Source organism: Enterobacter sp. PL_is514 (genome assembly GCF_055816715.1).
This window is the reverse complement of record NZ_JBVPGN010000036.1, coordinates 37,295-55,416: the sequence shown is the minus strand read 5'-3', so window position 1 is coordinate 55,416 and position 18,122 is coordinate 37,295. Positions and strand designations below refer to the sequence as shown.

Here is an 18,122-nt window from a genome sequence, read left to right as displayed (position 1 = left end):
ACAAAGCCTTGAGTGTAATTCTACCCATTCCATGGGCGCACATGCTAACATAGCCAAATAAGATAGATAACGATAATCACTATCATTATCAAATCATGGATGTTGCTATGTCGTTTTCCTCTTCTTCGGTGCGCGCCGTTGCCGTGCCCGTTTTATTGCTGCTATTGAGCCTGGCGATTGCACTCAGCCTGCTGGTTGGCGCGAAGCCTCTGCCCGCGTCCGTTATCGTTGATGCGCTCTCCGGTACCTGCCAGAGCGCCGACTGCGTCATTGTGCTCGACGCCCGCCTGCCCCGCACCCTTGCCGGACTGCTGGCCGGTGGCGCGCTCGGCCTTGCCGGTGCCCTGATGCAAACCCTCACCCGTAACCCGCTGGCCGACCCCGGCATTCTCGGCGTGAACTCCGGTGCCAGCTTTGCCATCGTGCTCGGTGCGGCGCTGTTCGGGTTGACCTCTCCGTCCGAGCAACTGGTGATGGCCTTCTGCGGCGCGCTGGCCGCCTCGCTGGTGGTGGCGTTTACCGGCAGCCAGGGCGGCGGACAGCTGAGCCCGGTGCGCCTGACGCTGGCGGGCGTGGCGCTCGCGGCGGTGCTGGAAGGCTTATCCAACGGCATCGCCCTGCTCAACCCGGACGTTTACGACCAGCTACGCTTCTGGCAGGCCGGTTCGCTGGATATCCGCACTCTTGAAACCCTGAAAGTGGTGGCGATCCCGGTGATGATTGCCGCTGCCGTGGCGCTGTTTTTAAGCAGGTCGCTCAACAGCCTGAGCCTCGGCAGCGACACCGCGACAGCCCTCGGCAACCGCGTGGCACGCACGCAGCTGATTGGTCTGTGCGCCATCACCGTGCTGTGCGGCAGCGCGACCGCCGTGGTCGGGCCGATCGCCTTTATTGGCCTGATGATGCCGCACATGGCGCGCTGGCTGGTAGGTGCGGATCACCGCTGGTCGCTGCCGGTGACGCTGCTGGCCACCCCTGCCCTGCTGCTGTTTGCCGACGTACTGGGCCGCCTGCTGGTGCCGGGTGAATTGCGCGTCTCGGTGGTCAGCGCCTTTATCGGCGCGCCGGTGCTGATCTTCCTGGTACGACGCAGACGCGGGGGTGGCGCATGATGGCCCCGTCCCGTCGTTTACTCACCAGCGTCGCTCTGCTGGTCGTCACCAGTCTGCTGCTGGCGGTCTGGAGCCTGCAAAGCGGTGCCGTAACGCTTGATTTCGCGCAGGTCTTTCATGCTCTCACCGGCAGCGCGCCGCGTAACATCACCATGGTGGTCACCGAATGGCGACTGCCGCGCGTGGCGATGGCGATCCTGGTTGGCGCGGCGCTTGGCGTCAGCGGCGCGATATTCCAGTCGCTGATGCGGAACCCCCTCGGCAGCCCGGACGTGATGGGCCTGAATACCGGCGCGTGGAGCGGCGTGCTGGTGGCGATGGTGCTGTTCGGGCAGCATCTCATGGCCATTACCTTTACGGCGATGGCGGGCGGCATTCTCACCTCCCTGCTTATCTGGGCCCTGGCCTGGCGCAACGGCATCGACACCTTCCGCCTGATCATCATCGGGATCGGCATCCGCGCGATGCTGATGGCGTTTAACACCTGGCTGCTGCTGCAGGCCTCGCTGGAAACGGCGCTTTCCGCCGGGCTGTGGTACGCAGGTTCTCTCAACGGCCTGACGTGGGGCAAAACCTGGCCCGCCGCGCCGCTGATTGTGCTGATGTTTATCGGCGCGCTGCTGCTGGTGCGACGCATGCGGCTGCTGGAGATGGGCGACGACAGCGCCTGCGCGCTGGGCGTGGGCGTTGAGCGCTCGCGCCTGATGCTGATGCTGGTGGCGGTATTGCTGACCGCCGCCTCCACCGCCATCGCCGGGCCGATCTCGTTTATCGCCCTTGTCGCGCCGCATATCGCACGACGTCTAAGCGGGACGGCGCGCTGGGGATTAACTCAGGCGGCGCTGTGCGGCGCGCTGTTACTGCTGGCCGCCGATCTCTGCGCCCAGCGGCTGTTTATGCCTTACCAGCTTCCGGTGGGCGTGGTGACCGTCAGCCTCGGCGGGATTTACCTTATCGTCTTGCTCGTTCAGGAGTCTCGCAAGAAATGACAGATTCAACCACCCGCTTGCGCGGCGAAAATCTCACTCTCGGCTACGGCAAAAAAATCGTTGCCCGTGATTTATCCGTCGCCATTCCGGACGGCCACTTCACGGCGATTATCGGCCCGAACGGCTGCGGTAAATCGACCCTGCTGCGCACGCTGAGCCGCCTGATGACGCCGGCTGAAGGCAGCGTATTCCTCGACGGGGAGCAGATCCAGCGCTTCGCCAGCAAAGAGGTGGCCAGGCGCATCGGGCTGCTGGCGCAAAACGCCACCACGCCGGGGGACATCACGGTTCAGGAGCTGGTCTCGCGCGGACGCTATCCGCACCAGCCGCTGTTTACCCGCTGGCGCAAGGAAGATGACGAGGCGGTGAACCGCGCGATGCGGGCGACGGGCATTACCGATCTCGCTCAGCAAAGCGTGGATACCCTTTCCGGCGGACAGCGTCAGCGCGCGTGGATCGCGATGGTGCTGGCGCAGGAGACCTCCATCATGCTGCTGGACGAGCCGACGACCTGGCTGGATATCAGCCATCAGATTGACCTGCTGGAGCTGCTGAGCGAGCTGAACCGCGAGCAGGGGTACACCCTTGCGGCGGTGCTGCACGATTTAAACCAGGCGTGCCGCTACGCCACGCACCTGATTGCCTTGCGCGACGGGGAGATTGTGGCGCAGGGCGCGCCGAAAGAGATTGTGACGCCGGAGCTGATCGAGCGGATCTACGGCCTGCGCTGCATGATTATTGACGACCCGGTGGCGGGTACGCCGCTGGTGGTGCCGCTTGGAAAACGTGCGGTCTGATGTCCCCTCACCCTGACCCTCTCCCCAAAGGGGAGAGGGGACGATTACACCCTCTCCCCTTTGGGGAGAGGGCTGGGGTGAGGGGCTTTTGACGTTATCCCAATATCTCCCTCAAAACCGGCCCTATCTTCTCAAACGCCTGCGGTGAAATGATATCCACGTGGGCGCAGTCCTGGCTGTACACCTCAAGCTCCGCCACCCACGGCGCCCAGGCGGTCTGCGGATCCATCGTTCGGGTGCGCTCGGCGACGAACAGCGTCGCTTTGCCGTCAAACCGCGCGCTGTGCGCCGTGGTGAGCAGCCGCACCGCGTCGGCGTAGTTGCCTTCGATAGCATTAAACAGCTCGCTGGAGCCCTGCCCCTGCTGGGCGGCGATAAACGCCTGACGTTCCCGCTCGATCTCTGCCAGCACCGCCGGGTCCAGGCCGTTGGCCTCTTTCTCCGCCCAGTTCTGGGTTTCCGGCGGCCAGGTATCCAGCAGGCCGAGGAAGGCCACCTCTTCACCCAGCTCGCGCAGACGGGCGGCAATCCCTTGTGCCAGCGTACCGCCGAGGGAATAGCCGAACAGATAATACGGACCCTGCGGCTGCTGCGCCCGTAAGGTGTTCAGGTGATGGTCGATGACTCCATCCAGATCCGCACACTGCTGCATCGGCCCGTCCGGGCGCGGCGACTGAATGCCGACGATTGACCAGCGCGGACTGAGGTAGCGCGCCAGCACGCTAAACTGCCAGGCGAAGCCGGACGCCGGATGGAAGCAGAACAGCGTCGGGCCGTCGCCCTCACGCAGCGGCAGAAGCGTTTCATACCCCAGACGCTGCGCCTGCTCGTCGCTCATCTGCGAGTCCAGCAGCGTGCTCAGCTTGCTCACCGTGGAGGCGACCATAATCTGCCCCGGCGTAACCTTGCGCTCGAACGCGCGGCTAAGCTGCGCCGCCAGACGCATCGCCAGCAGCGAGTGTCCGCCGAGGGCAAAGAAGTCGGCCTCAATGTCGTTGACCTCGCAGCCCAGCAGCGCGGCAAACGCCTGCGCGACGGCAATTTCGGATTCGCTTTCCGGCGCACGTCCGGAGATTTTGCTGGTCAGCTCCGGCAGCGGCAGCGCCTTGCGGTCAAGCTTGCCGTTGGCGCTCAGCGGCAGCGCGCTGATTTGCAGCAGCACCACCGGCACCATATGCGGCGGCAGCTGTGCCTTGAGCGATTCGAGCAGCGCGTCGCGGTCCAGCGGTAAGCCGGTTTCAGAAACCACGTACCCCACCAGCTGCCGGGCATCGCCACCCGTTGCCGCCGCCCGGTTGAACACGCAGGCGTGCGCCACGGCCTGAGCCACGCCCGGCAGCGACAGCATCGCCCGGTCGATTTCACCCAGCTCGATGCGCTGGCCGCGGATTTTAAGCTGGTCGTCGCTGCGGCCCAGGTATTCCACCGCGCCGTTGTCCAGCCAGCGGGCAACGTCTCCGGTGCGGTACATCCGCTCGCCCGGCGCAAACGGGTCGGCGATAAAGCGGCTGGCGGTGAGGTCCGGACGGCCCAGATACCCCTGCGCCAGCTGAATGCCGGTGAGATAGAGATCGCCCGCCACGCCGAACGGCACCGGGCGCATCATCGCGTCCAGAATGCGCAGCCCCGTGTTCCACACCGGGAAGCCGATCGGCACGCTGTTGCCCTCCACCGCCGCCAGCTCGGGACCAAACGCCGGATACCAGCTCACGTCCACCGCCGCTTCCGTCGGGCCATAGAGGTTGTGAAGCGGCGCATGGGTCAACTGCTCCCACTCGCGGCACAGTTCGGTTGGCAGCGCTTCGCCGCTGCAGAACACCTGCTTAAGGGTTTTACAGCACGCCACGTTTTCCGGCGTCAGCGAGGCAACAAACGCCGCCAGCATCGACGGCACGAAGTGGGTGGTGGTCACGCCGTACCGGGTGAAGAAGCTCTGCATCGCCTGGGGATCGCGGTGCGCGTCCGGCTCGGCCATCACCAGCTTCGCCCCGGCGATAAACGGCCACCAGAACTCCCACACCGACACGTCAAAGCTGCACGGCGTTTTCTGCGCCACCACGTCCGTCGCGTCCAGCGGGTAATGATCCTGCATCCACTTCAGGCGGTTAACGATGGCGGTATGGCCGACCATGACCCCTTTAGGGCGCCCCGTCGAGCCGGAGGTAAAGATGATGTACGCCGTCTGCTCCGGCGTCGCCAGCCGCAGCGGCTCAGCACCCGCGGTCGGTAACAGTGTGTTGTAACTAAACGTCGTAATCGGCAGATCGCTAAAGCGCGGAAGCTGTTCGTCGGTAGTAATGAGCAGGGACGGCTTCGCGTCCTCAAGCATCATCCGCAGGCGGTCGTCCGGATAGCCGGTGTCGAGCGGCAGCCACGCGGCGCCCGCCTCCACAATGCCGTGCAATGCTAACGTCAGGAATACCGAGCGCGGCAGGGCCACCGCCACGCTGTCGCCCGGCTTCACGCCGCGCGCGCGCAGCAGGTTTGCCAGCGCGACGACCTGCTCACGCATCTGACGATAGCTGAGTTCAACGTGCGCATCCGCCAGCGCGGGCGCGTCCGGCGTTTTGCTCGCCTGCTCCGCCACCAGATCCGCGAGCGTGGTGGACGGCAGCGCCAGCCCGGTATCGTTGATGCGCGCCAGCTGCTGATACTCCTGCTCTGAAACGGTTTCCACTTCGCCACAGCGCAGGTCCGGATTAGCCGCAAACTGCCTCAGCATCGCGTTCAGACGCGCGACGTGTCGGGAAAGCGTCACTTCATCGTAGCGCTGCTTATTGGCGAGGATCTCAATGCTCAACCCGCCCTGCTCGTCCGGGAACAGCGCCAGCTCAAGGTCGTTCACCGGGCCGGTTGCCAGCGTGTGGGTAATGGCCTCCACATCGTCGATATCCAGCTGATAGTCGAACACCTTGACGTTCAGCACCGGGCCAAACAGCGCTTCATCACCCGCCGCTTTCCCGCTGTCGCGCACGATCTGCTCGGCGTCATAGCGCTGGTGGCGGCGCATTTTTTTCAGCTGGTTCGCCAGGCGCAGCGCCAGCGAGGGCAGGCTCTCCTGCGGATCGATATTGACCGCCAGCGGCAGGACGTTAAGCACCGGCCCGGTCGCGGTCAGCGCCGCGGAGCCCAAGCGGCGCATAAAGATAAACCCGGCGGCATAGTCCAGCCTCCCGGTCAGGCGGCCCAGCCACAGTGCCACCAGCGCAAGGGCCAGGTCGGTGCGCTGTACCTTTTCTGCCGCCTGCGCAAGCTGGCTAAAGGCGCGGCCGTCGGCGGCAACCTTTAGGCGAAGAATATCGGTCGTGGCGGCGCGTCCAGGCAGGGGCGCGGAGGAGAGCGAGACCGGAGAAGGCAGCTCCTTGCGCTGCTCTGCCCAGAAGGCGCCGTCGCGCGCGTACGCCTCGCTGTCGCGATAGCGCTGATACTCGTCCACCACCTCGGCAAACGGCGTAAACGGAGATGCGGGCGTAGGTTCGCCCTTTTTCCACGCGGCGTAAATCGCGGCGATCTGGCGGGTAATCGCCGGGAAACTAAAGCCATCCACCACCAGATGGTGATAGCGCTGATACCAGTACCAGTGGCTTTCACCCACCTGAATCAGCTGGTGAAACGCCAGCGGCTGACCGCTGTCGACGCGCAGGTTCTGGTCAAGATCGGATTCCATCAGCGTCATGGCGTCGTCGTGAGAGTTAACGCGAACGATGGACGGCTCAGGCAGGATCGTGGACTCGTCCACCCACTGCCACACCTCGCCGTTCTCCTCGGCAAAACGCATCCGCAGGGTATCGGCCTGCATCATGCCTTCAGCAATCGCTTTTGCCAGCAGCGGCGCGTCGATATCGCCTTTCAGCTCGGTGTAGTGCGCCACGCTCCAGGCGTTTGGCAGCGTGGACAGCTGTTCCGCCATCCAGATCCCCGGCTGGGCGGCGACGAGAGGAAGACGGTTCATGCGCTTCCCTCCGCAAAATGGGACGGGACAAGCGTTTGCCAGTGCCCGACAAGCCACTGCTGGCACGCCTCCTGAGACTGTGCTTCACACACCACGTGCCACCCCGCCGGCAGTTCGCACTGCTGCGGCCACAGGCTGTACTGCCCCTGGTCGTTTTGCAAAATGGCGAACTGTCCCTGCGGATTATCGAAAGGATTGCTGAATTCCATACAGACTCCGTTAGTGAATGAGCGGCTGCCAGAGGGTCATCAGCCCCTGCGTCAGCCCACCGCGCCAGCAAAGCGCATCGTGTCCGCCGTCAACCTGACGCCAGATAACCGGTTGGTGCGTGTGCAGCTCGGCGTAAATCGCCTGATTCGCGCGGAAGATGAGCGGCTCGTTGCGCCCGGCTTCAAGAATGATGCGTAGCCCGCGAGGGGATATTTCACCGGCTTTAAGTTGTTCGATTAACAGCCCGTCCTGCTGCCCACCGCGGTGCGGCCACCAGAAGGATCCGGACTGGCTGAGCACACAGCCAAAACGCTGCGGCCAGTGGAGGCCAGCATAAAGCGACGCGAGACCGCCAAAGCTCTGGCCTGCCACCACCGTACGGTCGGCGCGGTCGCTGAACGGCGCGTGTTTCTGGACAAGGGGGAGAAGTTCTTCCTGCACCGCCAGCCAGAAATCGGGATTGCACGGCAGCTCGCGGTTGCGATGCTCCATGTCGATAACATCGATTAAGACGTAGACCGCAGGCGGCAGTTTGCGCTCGCTGGTGAGCGACGCCAGCGCAGGCCAGACGGGCATGCTTTCGGCCCAGAACTGGCCGTCGAGCAGCACCGCCAGCGGGCGTTCCGGGTTATCGTCCCCGATGGTGAAAATCCAGACGCGGCGGCGGTTGTTCAGGCGCGCGCTTTCCCACTCAATGCAGACTGGCGGCTGATACGACGTATCGGGATGATTCCACCCCGGCTGAACGGGCGCATCCGGCATTTCCAGCGCCGAGACGGCATGACCGCGCCCGCCGCGCCAGCTCTGCGGATTCAGCGGATCAGACACCGCGTGCGGCAGCAGTTTGCGCCAGCCTTCGCGCAGCGCCATGCGGTCCGGCTGCTGGCCTTCGAATACCGCGTCGGCAAAATCAATTTCATTCACGGAGGGGATAAAACAGTAGCTTCCGCGCCACTCGGGGCTGAACTCGCCCTGCCACTGCCAGACGTCGGTATCGGGAATGCGTTCGAGGGACTGCGGGCGGGCATTTTTGTGGTGATCGGTCACGCCGGTGACGTAGAGCCAGACGCGTTTGATCGGTGACGTTCTTTGCGTTCCTGCCGGGTCACGCCACCAGAACGTGACGCGATAGTTTCCCTTTTCCGGCTTCCATTCAGGCCCGTTTTTCGACTGCCACCACGCTTCACTTCCCGTTGTTAACGCCGTCACCCTTATAACCTCATGTTTAACAGTCTTTTTTGTTTCAGAGCAAATTTTATTGATAATATTATTGATAACTATTTGCATTTGCAATAGCGTAGTGCCCGCGCTGTGGGAAGCGCTCATAAAACAACCACAAAAGCAGGACGTACAATGAATAAGAAGATTCACTCTCTGGCCTTGCTGGTCAATTTAGGGATTTACGGCGTCGCGCTGCCCGCTCTGGCAGACGACAACACCGCCTCTGCGCAGCACGAAGACACGATGGTGATCACCGCCGCCAAGCAGAATCTGCAGGCGCCGGGGGTATCAACCATCACCGCCGATGAGATCCGTAAAAACCCGCCCGCGCGGGACGTGGCTGAAATCATCCGCACCATGCCGGGCGTTAACCTGACCGGTAACTCCACCAGCGGCCAGCGCGGGAACAACCGTCAGATTGATATCCGCGGCATGGGGCCAGAAAACACCCTGATCCTGATCGACGGCAAGCCGGTCACCAGCCGAAACTCCATCCGTCTGGGCTGGCGAGGCGAGCGTGACACGCGCGGCGATACCGGCTGGGTGCCGCCGGAGATGATCGAGCGCATCGAAGTGATCCGCGGTCCGGCCGCCGCGCGCTACGGCAACGGCGCGGCTGGCGGCGTGGTGAACATCATCACTAAAAAATTCGACGACCAGTGGCACGGCTCCTGGAACACCTACCTGAATGCGCCTGAGCACAAGGATGAAGGGTCTACCAAGCGCACCAACTTTAGCCTGAGCGGCCCGCTGGGCGGCGACTTCAGCTTCCGCATGTACGGCAATCTGGACAAAACCCAGGCCGACGCGTGGGACATCAACCAGGGTCACCAGTCTGACCGAACCGGTGCCTACGCCGACACGCTGCCCGCGGGCCGCGAGGGTGTAGAAAACAAAGACATTAACGGCGTGGTGCGCTGGGACTTTGCGCCGATGCAGTCTCTGGAATTTGAGGCGGGCTACAGCCGCCAGAATAACCTCTACGCAGGCGACACGCAGAACACCAACAACGACAACAGCTCCAGCGGTCTGGTGAAAAAGAACTACGGCAAAGAGACCAACCGCATCTATCGCCAGAACTTCGCGGTGACCTGGAACGGCGGCTGGGATAACGGCATTACCACCAGCAACTGGGCGCAGTACGAGCACACCCGCAACTCCCGTCTGGGAGAGGGGCTGGCGGGCGGTCTGGAAGGTCTGTTCAACAGTAATAAATTCACCGACACCGATCTGGCCGACGTGATGCTGCACAGCGAAGTCAACCTGCCGATTGATTTCATCGTCAACCAGAACCTGACGCTCGGCACCGAGTGGAACCAGCAGCGCATGAAGGACTCGACCTCCTTCACCCAAACCCAGCAGGGCGGCACCATTCCGGGCATGAGCAACGACCGCAGCCCGTACACGTCGGCAGAGATTTTCTCCCTGTTCGCCGAAAACAACATGGAGCTGACCGACAGCACCATGCTGACCCCTGCCATGCGCTTCGACCATCACACCATCGTCGGCAACAACTGGAGCCCGTCACTTAACCTGTCGCAGGGGCTGGGGGATGACTTCACGCTTAAGATGGGGATCGCGCGCGCCTATAAGGCGCCGAGCCTGTACCAGACCAACCCGAACTACCTGCTCTACAGTAAAGGCCAGGGCTGCTACGCCAGCTCCGACGGCGTGGGCTGCTACATGATGGGTAACGACGACCTGAAGGCCGAAACCAGCATCAACAAAGAGATTGGTCTGGAGTGGAAGCGCGACGGCTGGCTGGCGGGCGTCACCTGGTTCCGCAACGACTACCGCGACAAGATTGAAGCGGGCTACGCGCCGATTGGTCACACCTCTTCCGGTAAAGTGCAGACCGACATCTACCAGTGGGAAAACGTACCTAAAGCAGTCGTCGAAGGGCTGGAAGGCTCCCTGAACGTGCCGGTCAGCGACACGATTAACTGGACCAACAACATCACCTACATGCTGCAGAGCAAGAACAAGGAGACCGGCGACCGTCTGTCGATCATTCCGGAGTACACGCTGAACTCAACCCTGAGCTGGCAGGTGCATCAGGACGTGTCGCTCCAGTCGACCTTTACCTGGTACGGCAAGCAGCAGCCGAAAAAGTACAACTACAAAGGTCAGCCGGTGACCGGGTCTGAAAAAGACGAAGTCAGTCCGTACAGCATCGTTGGCCTGAGCGCGACCTGGGACATGACCAAAAACGTCAGCCTGACCGGCGGCGTGGACAACGTCTTCGACAAACGCCAGTGGCGCGCGGGTAATGCCCAGACAACCGGAAATACCACCACCGGTGCGTATATGTACGGTGCGGGTGCGTATACGTATAATGAACCGGGTCGCACCTGGTACATGAGCGTGAATACGCGTTTCTGATACAGGCAGTAACTCCCCCTCTCCCTGTGGGAGAGGGTCGGGGTGAGGGCATCAGGCCGCACTATTTGCTGATAGAGGAAAAACATGCACACCACCCACAGCACGCTCATTCTCGCCGGCCACACCGTCCACCACGTCACCTTCGACCCAACCACCTTCACCGACACCGATCTCCTTTGGCTCCCCCACCACGCTGAGCTTTCAAACGCCGGGCGCAAACGCAAAGCCGAGCATCTGGCAGGCCGCATCGCCGCCGCCCATGCCTTACCTGACCACACCGTGCCCGGCATCGGCCCCAGCGGTGAACCGCTCTGGCCGGAAGGCGTTTCAGGAAGCATCACCCACAGCGGCACGCAGGCGATGGCGCTTGCCGTCCGTCATCCAGATGCGCTTGTGGGTATTGATTCCGAAGCCATTCTTCCTGACCGTGAAGCCCGCGAAATCCAGGACGGCATCATTGATGCACAGGAAGCGATGTGCCTGAAGCGTTCGGGCTACCCCTTTGCGCTGGCGTTGACGTTGGCATTTAGCGCCAAGGAAAGTTTGTTTAAAGCCCTGTTCCCTACGGCAAGGCACTACATGGGATTCGACTGTGCACGGGTCACGGCGTTGAATCAGCAAACTATCGCGTTGACGCTCAGCCATCCGGCGGGCCGTTATAAGCAGGGAAAATGCTTTAGCCTCGCCTGGCAACGTGTTAATGGAGAGGTATATACCTTGATTGTCGTTCAGGAATAATGCTGCCCTGTTTATTGCTCCCGGCAATTAAACACTAAAAATAACGAAACTCTCACTTCCTACCATTTATAATAGCCACCAAAATCTTCCTGAAGCATTTAAAAGTATGCGAGCGAATTTTTTCATAACAGAATTTGGTCATAAAACCTCGAGCCAGATCAAAAACATGAGGATAAAAAATCAATAAATACAAAATAAGTTATTTCAATTTTATATTTTCAGGAACATTATTTCTTCGCTTTTCTACATTAACTCGATGTGACTAAGGAAACATGACGTACTCAACTAACGCCACTAACAGAACAACATGAGCCCAGCCAGAAATGAAACATTGTCTGATACCGAGAATAAAACCTATCAGCAAGCAGATAATTATTACTATCCTCGCATTTTTCGGCTGTATCTTTTTCGCTCATGCTAACGAAAATCCCTATGAGGACGGCATGGATCCTTATCATTGGATGGAAACTCACCCCCAACAGACTGCTCGCTGGTTAAATCAACGCTCAAACCAGACGGTTAAGACACTCCACGCCCTTCCATGGAGAAACGCGCTGGCGAAAAGGTTGAGCGAGTTAGTGAATACGGCCCCCACTATTTCAGACATTTATGATGCGGGAGACAATCGTTTTTATCTCCGCTCATCGGTCGAACATCCCTACCTGCGGCTGTTTGTAAAACAAGCGGGAAAGCCTGAACGTGTGCTCATCGATCCGCCTGTGGGTTATGGGATTAACTTTTTCATTCCTTCACATGATGGTCGCTTCGTTGCCGTTGGGCGCTCACGAAATGGAACGGAAAGCACGGATATCACGGTGATCAGAGTGGCTGATAACGTGGTATTAGACACTCGCATCCCCGCCGTTCGCTACCCCAATGTTGTCTGGGCCGCAGATAATCAGTCCTTTTATTACAGTCTGAACACTACAACTCAGGATTCAGGACGGCAGACCTGCGGCAAGGTCTATCTCCACCATATAGAAAGCAACAACGATATTATGACGTTTGACTGGCGCACCATTCCAGAACTCGCACAGCAATCCTGCGAAAACGTTAATCTTTACGCCTCCCCTGATTCTGACTACCTGATTGTTAACGTGTCAAAATCCATTAGCGGTTATGGCAGCTCTCTTTTTTCCGCTAAAAAAGCCCCGGATGACAACAGCACATTCACCTGGAACAAAATTGTTGATACCGATAAAAATGTTTCTGCCTTTGTTTATTCCGGGGAGTGGATTTATCTGGCGAGCTATAACGCCTCCTCAGGCTATGATATTTCACGCATCAATCTGGCGGCTCCTGCCTCCACCAAAGAACCCGTGATGAGCTGGTCTAACGGAGAGTTAACACAATTAAGCCTGAGCAGGGATTCACTTTATGTGGCTTATCATGACGCCGGCAGCAGTAAATTCATGCGTATTCCGTTTGTTGAAATCAATAAACACCAGACAATTCCGGTCCCTGCAGATGAAGACGTGAGTGCGATATTTGCCAGTAGTGACAGTAAGGACATTCTCTTCACTCGCCAGGGCTGGCTGAAGCCCCCCGTCATTTATCATTATCAACCTGCAGATAACATCATCCAGAAAACAGAGTTAATACCGCCGTTAAGCCAGCCCCTGACAGACTATGTGACGGAAGAAAAATGGGTCACTACAGCAGACAATATTCGCGTCCCACTGACCCTCATATACCGTAAAGGCATTGCGCGCGATGGTTCGGTCCCTACCTGGTTGACGGCTTATGGCGCGTATGGCGTGAGTACGTTTCCTTCATTCGATCTGACCCGTCTGCTCTGGCTGGAACAAGGCGGTATTCTCGCTATCGCGCATGTACGCGGAGGCGGTGAAATGGGCCCTGAATGGCACGAAGCAGGAAGAGCAGATAAGAAAGAAAATTCCATTACCGATTTTATCCGTTGCGCGGAATATCTTATCGACAGTCGCTACACCTCACCGTCAAAACTGGCAATCGGGGGTGAAAGCGCGGGGGGAATTATCGTGGGTATGGCGATGACCCGTCGCCCGGAACTGTTTGCCGCAGTGGCCATAGACGCCGGGATGCTCAATACCAGCCGACTGGATAACATTCCGATAGGCGTGATGAACTATGACGAACTGGGATCGCCGCTGACGCCGTCTGGCAGGCTAAACTTACTGAAAATAGATGCTTACCGGCATCTGGTACCTGAAAAACGTTATCCTCCCGTCCTGTTAACCGTAGGCCTGCATGACCAGCGCGTTTCCCCGTGGCAAACAGCAAAATTCGCCGCCCGTTTAGAGGAAATAGGCTCGCCGCGCAGCGTGCTGGTTCTGGCTTACCGTCAGGGAGGACACAGTGCGGCAACCTATGCCGAGGCCGATTCAAAATTAGTCGACACGGTAAGCTTCTTTATTTGGAAAACCGGTCTTCACGTTCAGGATAGATGATAGCGGCACCCGTTACGGGTGCCCTGTCATTCATACACGAAATGGTTCAAACATCCGGGAACATCACGCTATTCCCCGGCGCTTCCCTGTGCAGATGGATAAAGTTCAGGTGCCGTTCATACTGATCCAGAATGTCCGTAATTACCTGCTCCTTGCTGTAGTCCATCAAATCGTTCCCCTGGCTCCCTTCCAGCAGGAAGGTCTCAAGCCGGTAGTAGGTCGATTTCCCGCTGCGCGCCCGGTAGGTAAAGCCGGGGACCGAGTACTGCTGCGGCCAGATCTGGTAGACAAAGTTCTGCTCGTCGCCCATATGCACCAGCAGATCCAGGTGCCCCAGGGTCTCGCCCTCCTCCGGCGGCAGGTTTTTCAGCTCCACGTAGGCGCCACGCAGCTTCAGCTCCTGGGCTACCTCTTCCATGGCGGGGAAGCAGACCGTCTCCATCATCTGTTTGGTGTAGCGCGTGCCCGGGTAGTTCATCAGGCGCGACAGACGTTTCTTCCAGCTCAGCCTGTCCTGCGCGCCCATCGGGCGCGGCGCGGTGTCGCGGCTGGCGCTGACGCGGCGGTAATCTTCCACCTTGAGGGACTTATACAGCCCGGCCATGACAAAGAAGATGACGAAGCTGAACGGCAGCCCCATGATCACCGTGGTGTTCTGCAGCGCCGAGATGCCGTTGGTCATCAGCATGCCGAGCGTCAGCAGGCCGATGGCGACGGACCAGAAGATGCGCAGCCAGTTCGGGGCATCGCTGTTGATGTCCTTCAGCTTCGAGGTGAAGTTACCCAGCACCAGCGCGCCGGAATCCGCCGAGGTGACGTAAAACAGCAGGCCGGTAATAGTCGCCACGGAGGCGCTAAAGGTGAACGCCGGATACTGCGCCAGCAGGCTGTAGAAGCCTCGCTCCGGGTGCGCCATCGCTTCCTGCGCGAAAGTAGCATTGCCGTGGATAATCTCGTGCAGCGCGCTGTTGCCGAACACCGACAGCCAGAGCAGCGTAAAGGTGAACGGGATGATCAGCGTGCCCATCACAAACTGGCGGATGGTGCGGCCACGCGAAATACGCGCCAGGAACAGGCCAACAAACGGCGACCACGCGACCCACCACGCCCAGAAGAACAGCGTCCAGTTGTTCATCCACTCTACAGGGCGGTCGAAGGCGAAGCTGTTCAGCGTCATGCCCATAAAGCGGTTCACATAGTCGCCCACGTTGAGTACTAAGGCATTGAGCAGGAACGAGGTATCGCCCATAAACAGCACGAACAGGATCAGGCCCAGCGCCAGCGCCACGTTCAGCTCGGAGAGCACGCGGATGCCCTTATCGACGCCCGACGTCACCGAAATGGTGGCGATAATGACCGAAAGCGCAATCAGCGCCGCTTTCGCCGCCATCGAATCCGGAATATCAAACAGCACGCTCAGCCCGTAGTTAAGCTGCACCACGCCAATCCCAAGCGTCGTCGCGATACCGAAGATGGTCCCGATCACCGCCGCAATGTCGACGCTGTGGCCAATCGGGCCGTTGATCTTTTTACCAAAAATCGGGTACAGCGCGGAGCGGATGGTGAGGGGCAAATTATAACGATAGCTAAAGTATCCCAGCGCCATGCCCATCAGGGCGTACATTGACCAGCCGGTCAGGCCGTAGTGGAACAGCGTCCAGACCATCGCCTGGCGCGCGGCCTCCATCGTCTGCCCTGCCCCTTCCGGCGGCTGCATATACTGCGTGACCGGTTCCGCCACGGAGAAGAACATCAGGTCGATGCCAATGCCTGCGGCAAACAGCATCGCGGCCCAGCTCAGCAGGCTGAACTCGGGCTTTGACTGCTCAGGCCCGAGCTTCACCGAACCGAAGCGCGAGCAGGCAATGCAGACCACGAAGACGATATAGAGCGTCGCCGCCAGCAGGTAGTACCAGCCGAAGGTCTTCGACACCCAGTTCAGGGTGCGCCCAATCCACTCGGCAGAAAAATCGCGAAAGAAGATCGTTGTCAGGGAAAACAACAAAATCAGCCCGGCAGACGTATAAAAAACGACCGGATTGATTTTGTCTTTTTCTCTGTCCTGTGAAAGGTCTGTCATCCAGTATCCCCACTGTTTTTGTAACTATTAAAATCCAAATCCGCAACAATTAAGACACATTTTATATTGAACGTCCAATCAAAAACCGCTTTAATGGTTAACCAACGCTGATGAATGGAGTGGCAATAATGCCCAAAGTGGGGATGCAGCCGATCCGGCGCAGGCAGCTTATCGACGCCACGCTGGAAGCAATAAATGAAGTGGGAATGCATGACGCGACGATCGCGCAGATCGCCCGTCGGGCAGGCGTTTCCACGGGGATCATCAGTCACTATTTCAAAGACAAAAACGGTCTGCTGGAAGCAACCATGCGCGACATCACCGGCCAGCTGCGCGACGCGGTATTGAGCCGCTTACGCGCCCTGCCGGACGCCAGCGCGGAGCAGCGACTGCAGGCGATTGTCGGCGGCAATTTTGATGAAACCCAGACCAGCGGCGCGGCAATGAAGGCCTGGCTGGCCTTCTGGGCAAGCAGCATGCACCAGCCGATGCTCTACCGCCTGCAGCAGGTGAGCAGCCGCCGCCTGCTGTCGAACCTGGTGTACGAGTTCCGCCGCGAACTGCCGCGCGAACAGGCCGAAGAGGCGGGCTACGGCCTGGCGGCGCTGATCGACGGGCTGTGGCTGCGCGCCGCGCTAAGCGGCAAGCCGCTGGATAAAACCCTGGCACAATCGCTCACCAGCCACTTTATCAGCCAGCATTTACCGACCGAATAACCGAGGAGAATTTATGTCCCGAATGGCAGAACAGCAGCTTTATATCAATGGTGGTTATACATCGGCCACCAGCGGTCGCACCTTCGAGACCATCAACCCGGCCAACGGTGAAGTCCTGGCGAGCGTACAGGTCGCCGGGCGCGAAGACGTCGATCGCGCCGTAGCAAGCGCAACGCGCGGGCAAAAAGTCTGGGCGGCGATGACCGCCATGGAGCGCTCGCGCATCCTGCGTCGCGCCGTCGATATCCTGCGCGAACGCAACGACGACCTGGCAAAGCTGGAAACCCTCGACACCGGAAAAGCGTTTTCTGAAACCTCAACCGTGGATATCGTCACCGGTGCGGACGTGCTGGAGTACTACGCGGGGCTGATCCCGGCGCTGGAAGGCAGTCAGCTCCCCTTGCGCGAGAGCTCATTCTTCTACACCCGCCGCGAGCCGCTGGGCGTGGTGGCGGGCATCGGCGCGTGGAACTACCCGATCCAGATCGCCCTGTGGAAATCGGCCCCGGCGCTGGCGGCGGGCAACGCGATGATCTTCAAGCCAAGCGAAGTGACGCCGCTTACCGCTCTGAAGCTTGCCGAGATCTACACCGAAGCGGGCCTGCCGGACGGCGTGTTTAACGTCCTGCCGGGCGTGGGCGCGGAGACCGGCCAGTACCTGACCGAGCATCCGGGCATCACCAAAGTCTCCTTTACTGGCGGCGTCGCCAGCGGCAAAAAGGTGATGGCGAACGCCGCGGCGGCCTCCCTGAAAGAGGTGACGATGGAGCTGGGCGGCAAATCGCCGCTGATTATTTTTGACGATGCGGATCTGGATCTCGCTGCGGACATCGCCATGATGGCCAACTTCTTCAGCTCCGGCCAGGTGTGCACCAACGGCACCCGCGTGTTCGTGCCCGAGAAATTTAAAGCCGCGTTTGAGCAGAAAATCGTTGAGCGCGTGGGCCGCATCCGCGCGGGCGATCTGTTCGATGAAGCTACCAACTTTGGTCCGATGGTCAGCTTCCCGCACCGCGACAGCGTGATGCGCTACATCGCCAAAGGCAAAGAGGAAGGCGCGCGCGTGCTGTGCGGCGGCGACGTGATGAAGGGCGAAGGCTTCGATAACGGCGCGTGGGTGGCCCCGACCGTGTTCACCGACTGCACCGACGAGATGACCATCGTGCGCGAAGAGATCTTCGGCCCGGTGATGTCCATCCTGACCTATGAGTCCATTGAGGAAGCGATTCGCCGCGCCAACGACACCGACTACGGGCTGGCGGCAGGCATCGTCACGGCCGACCTGAACCGCGCCCACGGCACCATTCATCAGCTCGAAGCGGGCATCTGCTGGATCAACACCTGGGGTGAATCCGCCGCAGAGATGCCGGTCGGCGGCTACAAGCACTCCGGCATTGGCCGCGAGAATGGCGTGATGACGCTGCAGAGCTATACCCAGGTGAAGTCCATCCAGGTTGAGATGGGTAAATTCCAGTCCATATTTTAACCGGGAGGTT

Annotated in this window: 12 protein-coding genes; 8 read left to right on the top strand and 4 right to left on the bottom strand. The window is 59.9% G+C overall.

What is annotated here, in order from left to right; genetic code table 11:
• Window positions 1-107 precede the first annotated feature (107 nt).
• From fepD to fepC, 3 genes are read left to right on the top strand one after another with little or no spacing between them, the layout of a single operon-like run.
• On the top strand, window positions 108-1,112 hold the full coding sequence (gene fepD / locus AC0TNG_RS20555; RefSeq protein WP_157188752.1) for a Fe(3+)-siderophore ABC transporter permease: 1,005 nt from the start codon (window positions 108-110) through the stop codon (window positions 1,110-1,112).
• A complete protein-coding gene (fepG, locus tag AC0TNG_RS20550) occupies window positions 1,112-2,101 on the top strand; it encodes an iron-enterobactin ABC transporter permease (protein ID WP_473713184.1) in 990 nt (329 codons plus the stop codon). Before fepD ends, fepG begins: the two co-directional genes overlap by 1 nt.
• Window positions 2,098-2,898: an iron-enterobactin ABC transporter ATP-binding protein gene (fepC, locus tag AC0TNG_RS20545; RefSeq protein ID WP_473713028.1), complete on the top strand. Its 801-nt coding sequence runs from the start codon at window positions 2,098-2,100 to the stop codon at window positions 2,896-2,898. The genes fepG and fepC overlap by 4 nt, the downstream gene beginning before the upstream one ends.
• Before the next feature lie 94 nt (window positions 2,899-2,992).
• On the opposite strand, the gene entF is transcribed toward fepC, so the two are convergent.
• The 3 genes from entF to fes are packed head-to-tail and all read right to left on the bottom strand — an operon-like array spanning window position 2,993 to window position 8,269.
• Entirely contained in the window at window positions 2,993-6,850 is a 3,858-nt protein-coding gene (entF, locus tag AC0TNG_RS20540) for an enterobactin non-ribosomal peptide synthetase EntF (protein ID WP_473713026.1), read from the bottom strand.
• Window positions 6,847-7,059 (bottom strand): MbtH family protein, encoded by a 213-nt coding sequence (locus tag AC0TNG_RS20535; RefSeq protein ID WP_463726981.1) that lies wholly within the window; start codon window positions 7,057-7,059, stop codon window positions 6,847-6,849. The genes entF and AC0TNG_RS20535 overlap by 4 nt, the downstream gene beginning before the upstream one ends.
• A 10-nt stretch (window positions 7,060-7,069) precedes the next feature.
• Entirely contained in the window at window positions 7,070-8,269 is a 1,200-nt protein-coding gene (gene fes / locus AC0TNG_RS20530) for an enterochelin esterase (protein WP_473713025.1), read from the bottom strand.
• A 144-nt stretch (window positions 8,270-8,413) separates the two neighbouring features.
• Here fes and AC0TNG_RS20525 point away from each other — a divergent pair, with 144 nt between their 5' ends.
• The 3 genes from AC0TNG_RS20525 (at window position 8,414) to AC0TNG_RS20515 (ending at window position 13,830) form a co-directional block, all read left to right on the top strand.
• Window positions 8,414-10,663, top strand: coding sequence for a TonB-dependent siderophore receptor (locus AC0TNG_RS20525; RefSeq protein WP_463726983.1), 2,250 nt, complete (start codon window positions 8,414-8,416; stop codon window positions 10,661-10,663).
• A gap of 84 nt (window positions 10,664-10,747) precedes the next feature.
• A complete protein-coding gene (gene entD, locus AC0TNG_RS20520; RefSeq protein ID WP_473713023.1) occupies window positions 10,748-11,401 on the top strand; it encodes an enterobactin synthase subunit EntD in 654 nt (217 codons plus the stop codon).
• A gap of 323 nt (window positions 11,402-11,724) precedes the next feature.
• Window positions 11,725-13,830, top strand: a complete 2,106-nt coding sequence (locus AC0TNG_RS20515; RefSeq protein ID WP_473713021.1) for a prolyl oligopeptidase family serine peptidase — start codon at window positions 11,725-11,727, stop codon at window positions 13,828-13,830.
• A 46-nt stretch (window positions 13,831-13,876) separates the two neighbouring features.
• Here AC0TNG_RS20515 and betT read toward each other — a convergent pair whose 3' ends face one another.
• Entirely contained in the window at window positions 13,877-15,910 is a 2,034-nt protein-coding gene (gene betT, locus AC0TNG_RS20510) for a choline BCCT transporter BetT (protein WP_024906970.1), read from the bottom strand.
• A 128-nt stretch (window positions 15,911-16,038) separates the two neighbouring features.
• On the opposite strand from betT, the gene betI reads away from it, so the two are divergent.
• Both betI and betB read left to right on the top strand, forming a co-directional pair.
• A complete protein-coding gene (betI, locus tag AC0TNG_RS20505) occupies window positions 16,039-16,626 on the top strand; it encodes a transcriptional regulator BetI (RefSeq protein ID WP_024906969.1) in 588 nt (195 codons plus the stop codon).
• 13 nt (window positions 16,627-16,639) lie between these two features.
• On the top strand, window positions 16,640-18,112 hold the full coding sequence (gene betB, locus AC0TNG_RS20500; RefSeq protein ID WP_473713018.1) for a betaine-aldehyde dehydrogenase: 1,473 nt from the start codon (window positions 16,640-16,642) through the stop codon (window positions 18,110-18,112).
• The last annotated feature ends 10 nt before the right edge of the window (window positions 18,113-18,122 follow it).

What these genes read in the sequence shown, in the direction of transcription:
- fepD (WP_157188752.1), top strand. Translation starts at nt 108, where the DNA reads ATGTCGTTTTCCTCTTCTTCGGTGCGCGCCGTTGCCGTGCCCGTTTTA.
- fepG (WP_473713184.1), top strand. Translation starts at nt 1,112, where the DNA reads ATGGCCCCGTCCCGTCGTTTACTCACCAGCGTCGCTCTGCTGGTCGTC.
- fepC (WP_473713028.1), top strand. Translation starts at nt 2,098, where the DNA reads ATGACAGATTCAACCACCCGCTTGCGCGGCGAAAATCTCACTCTCGGC.
- entF (WP_473713026.1), bottom strand. Translation starts at nt 6,850, where the DNA reads ATGAACCGTCTTCCTCTCGTCGCCGCCCAGCCGGGGATCTGGATGGCG.
- AC0TNG_RS20535 (WP_463726981.1), bottom strand. Translation starts at nt 7,059, where the DNA reads ATGGAATTCAGCAATCCTTTCGATAATCCGCAGGGACAGTTCGCCATT.
- AC0TNG_RS20525 (WP_463726983.1), top strand. Translation starts at nt 8,414, where the DNA reads ATGAATAAGAAGATTCACTCTCTGGCCTTGCTGGTCAATTTAGGGATT.
- entD (WP_473713023.1), top strand. Translation starts at nt 10,748, where the DNA reads ATGCACACCACCCACAGCACGCTCATTCTCGCCGGCCACACCGTCCAC.
- AC0TNG_RS20515 (WP_473713021.1), top strand. Translation starts at nt 11,725, where the DNA reads ATGAAACATTGTCTGATACCGAGAATAAAACCTATCAGCAAGCAGATA.
- betT (WP_024906970.1), bottom strand. Translation starts at nt 15,910, where the DNA reads ATGACAGACCTTTCACAGGACAGAGAAAAAGACAAAATCAATCCGGTC.
- betI (WP_024906969.1), top strand. Translation starts at nt 16,039, where the DNA reads ATGCCCAAAGTGGGGATGCAGCCGATCCGGCGCAGGCAGCTTATCGAC.
- betB (WP_473713018.1), top strand. Translation starts at nt 16,640, where the DNA reads ATGTCCCGAATGGCAGAACAGCAGCTTTATATCAATGGTGGTTATACA.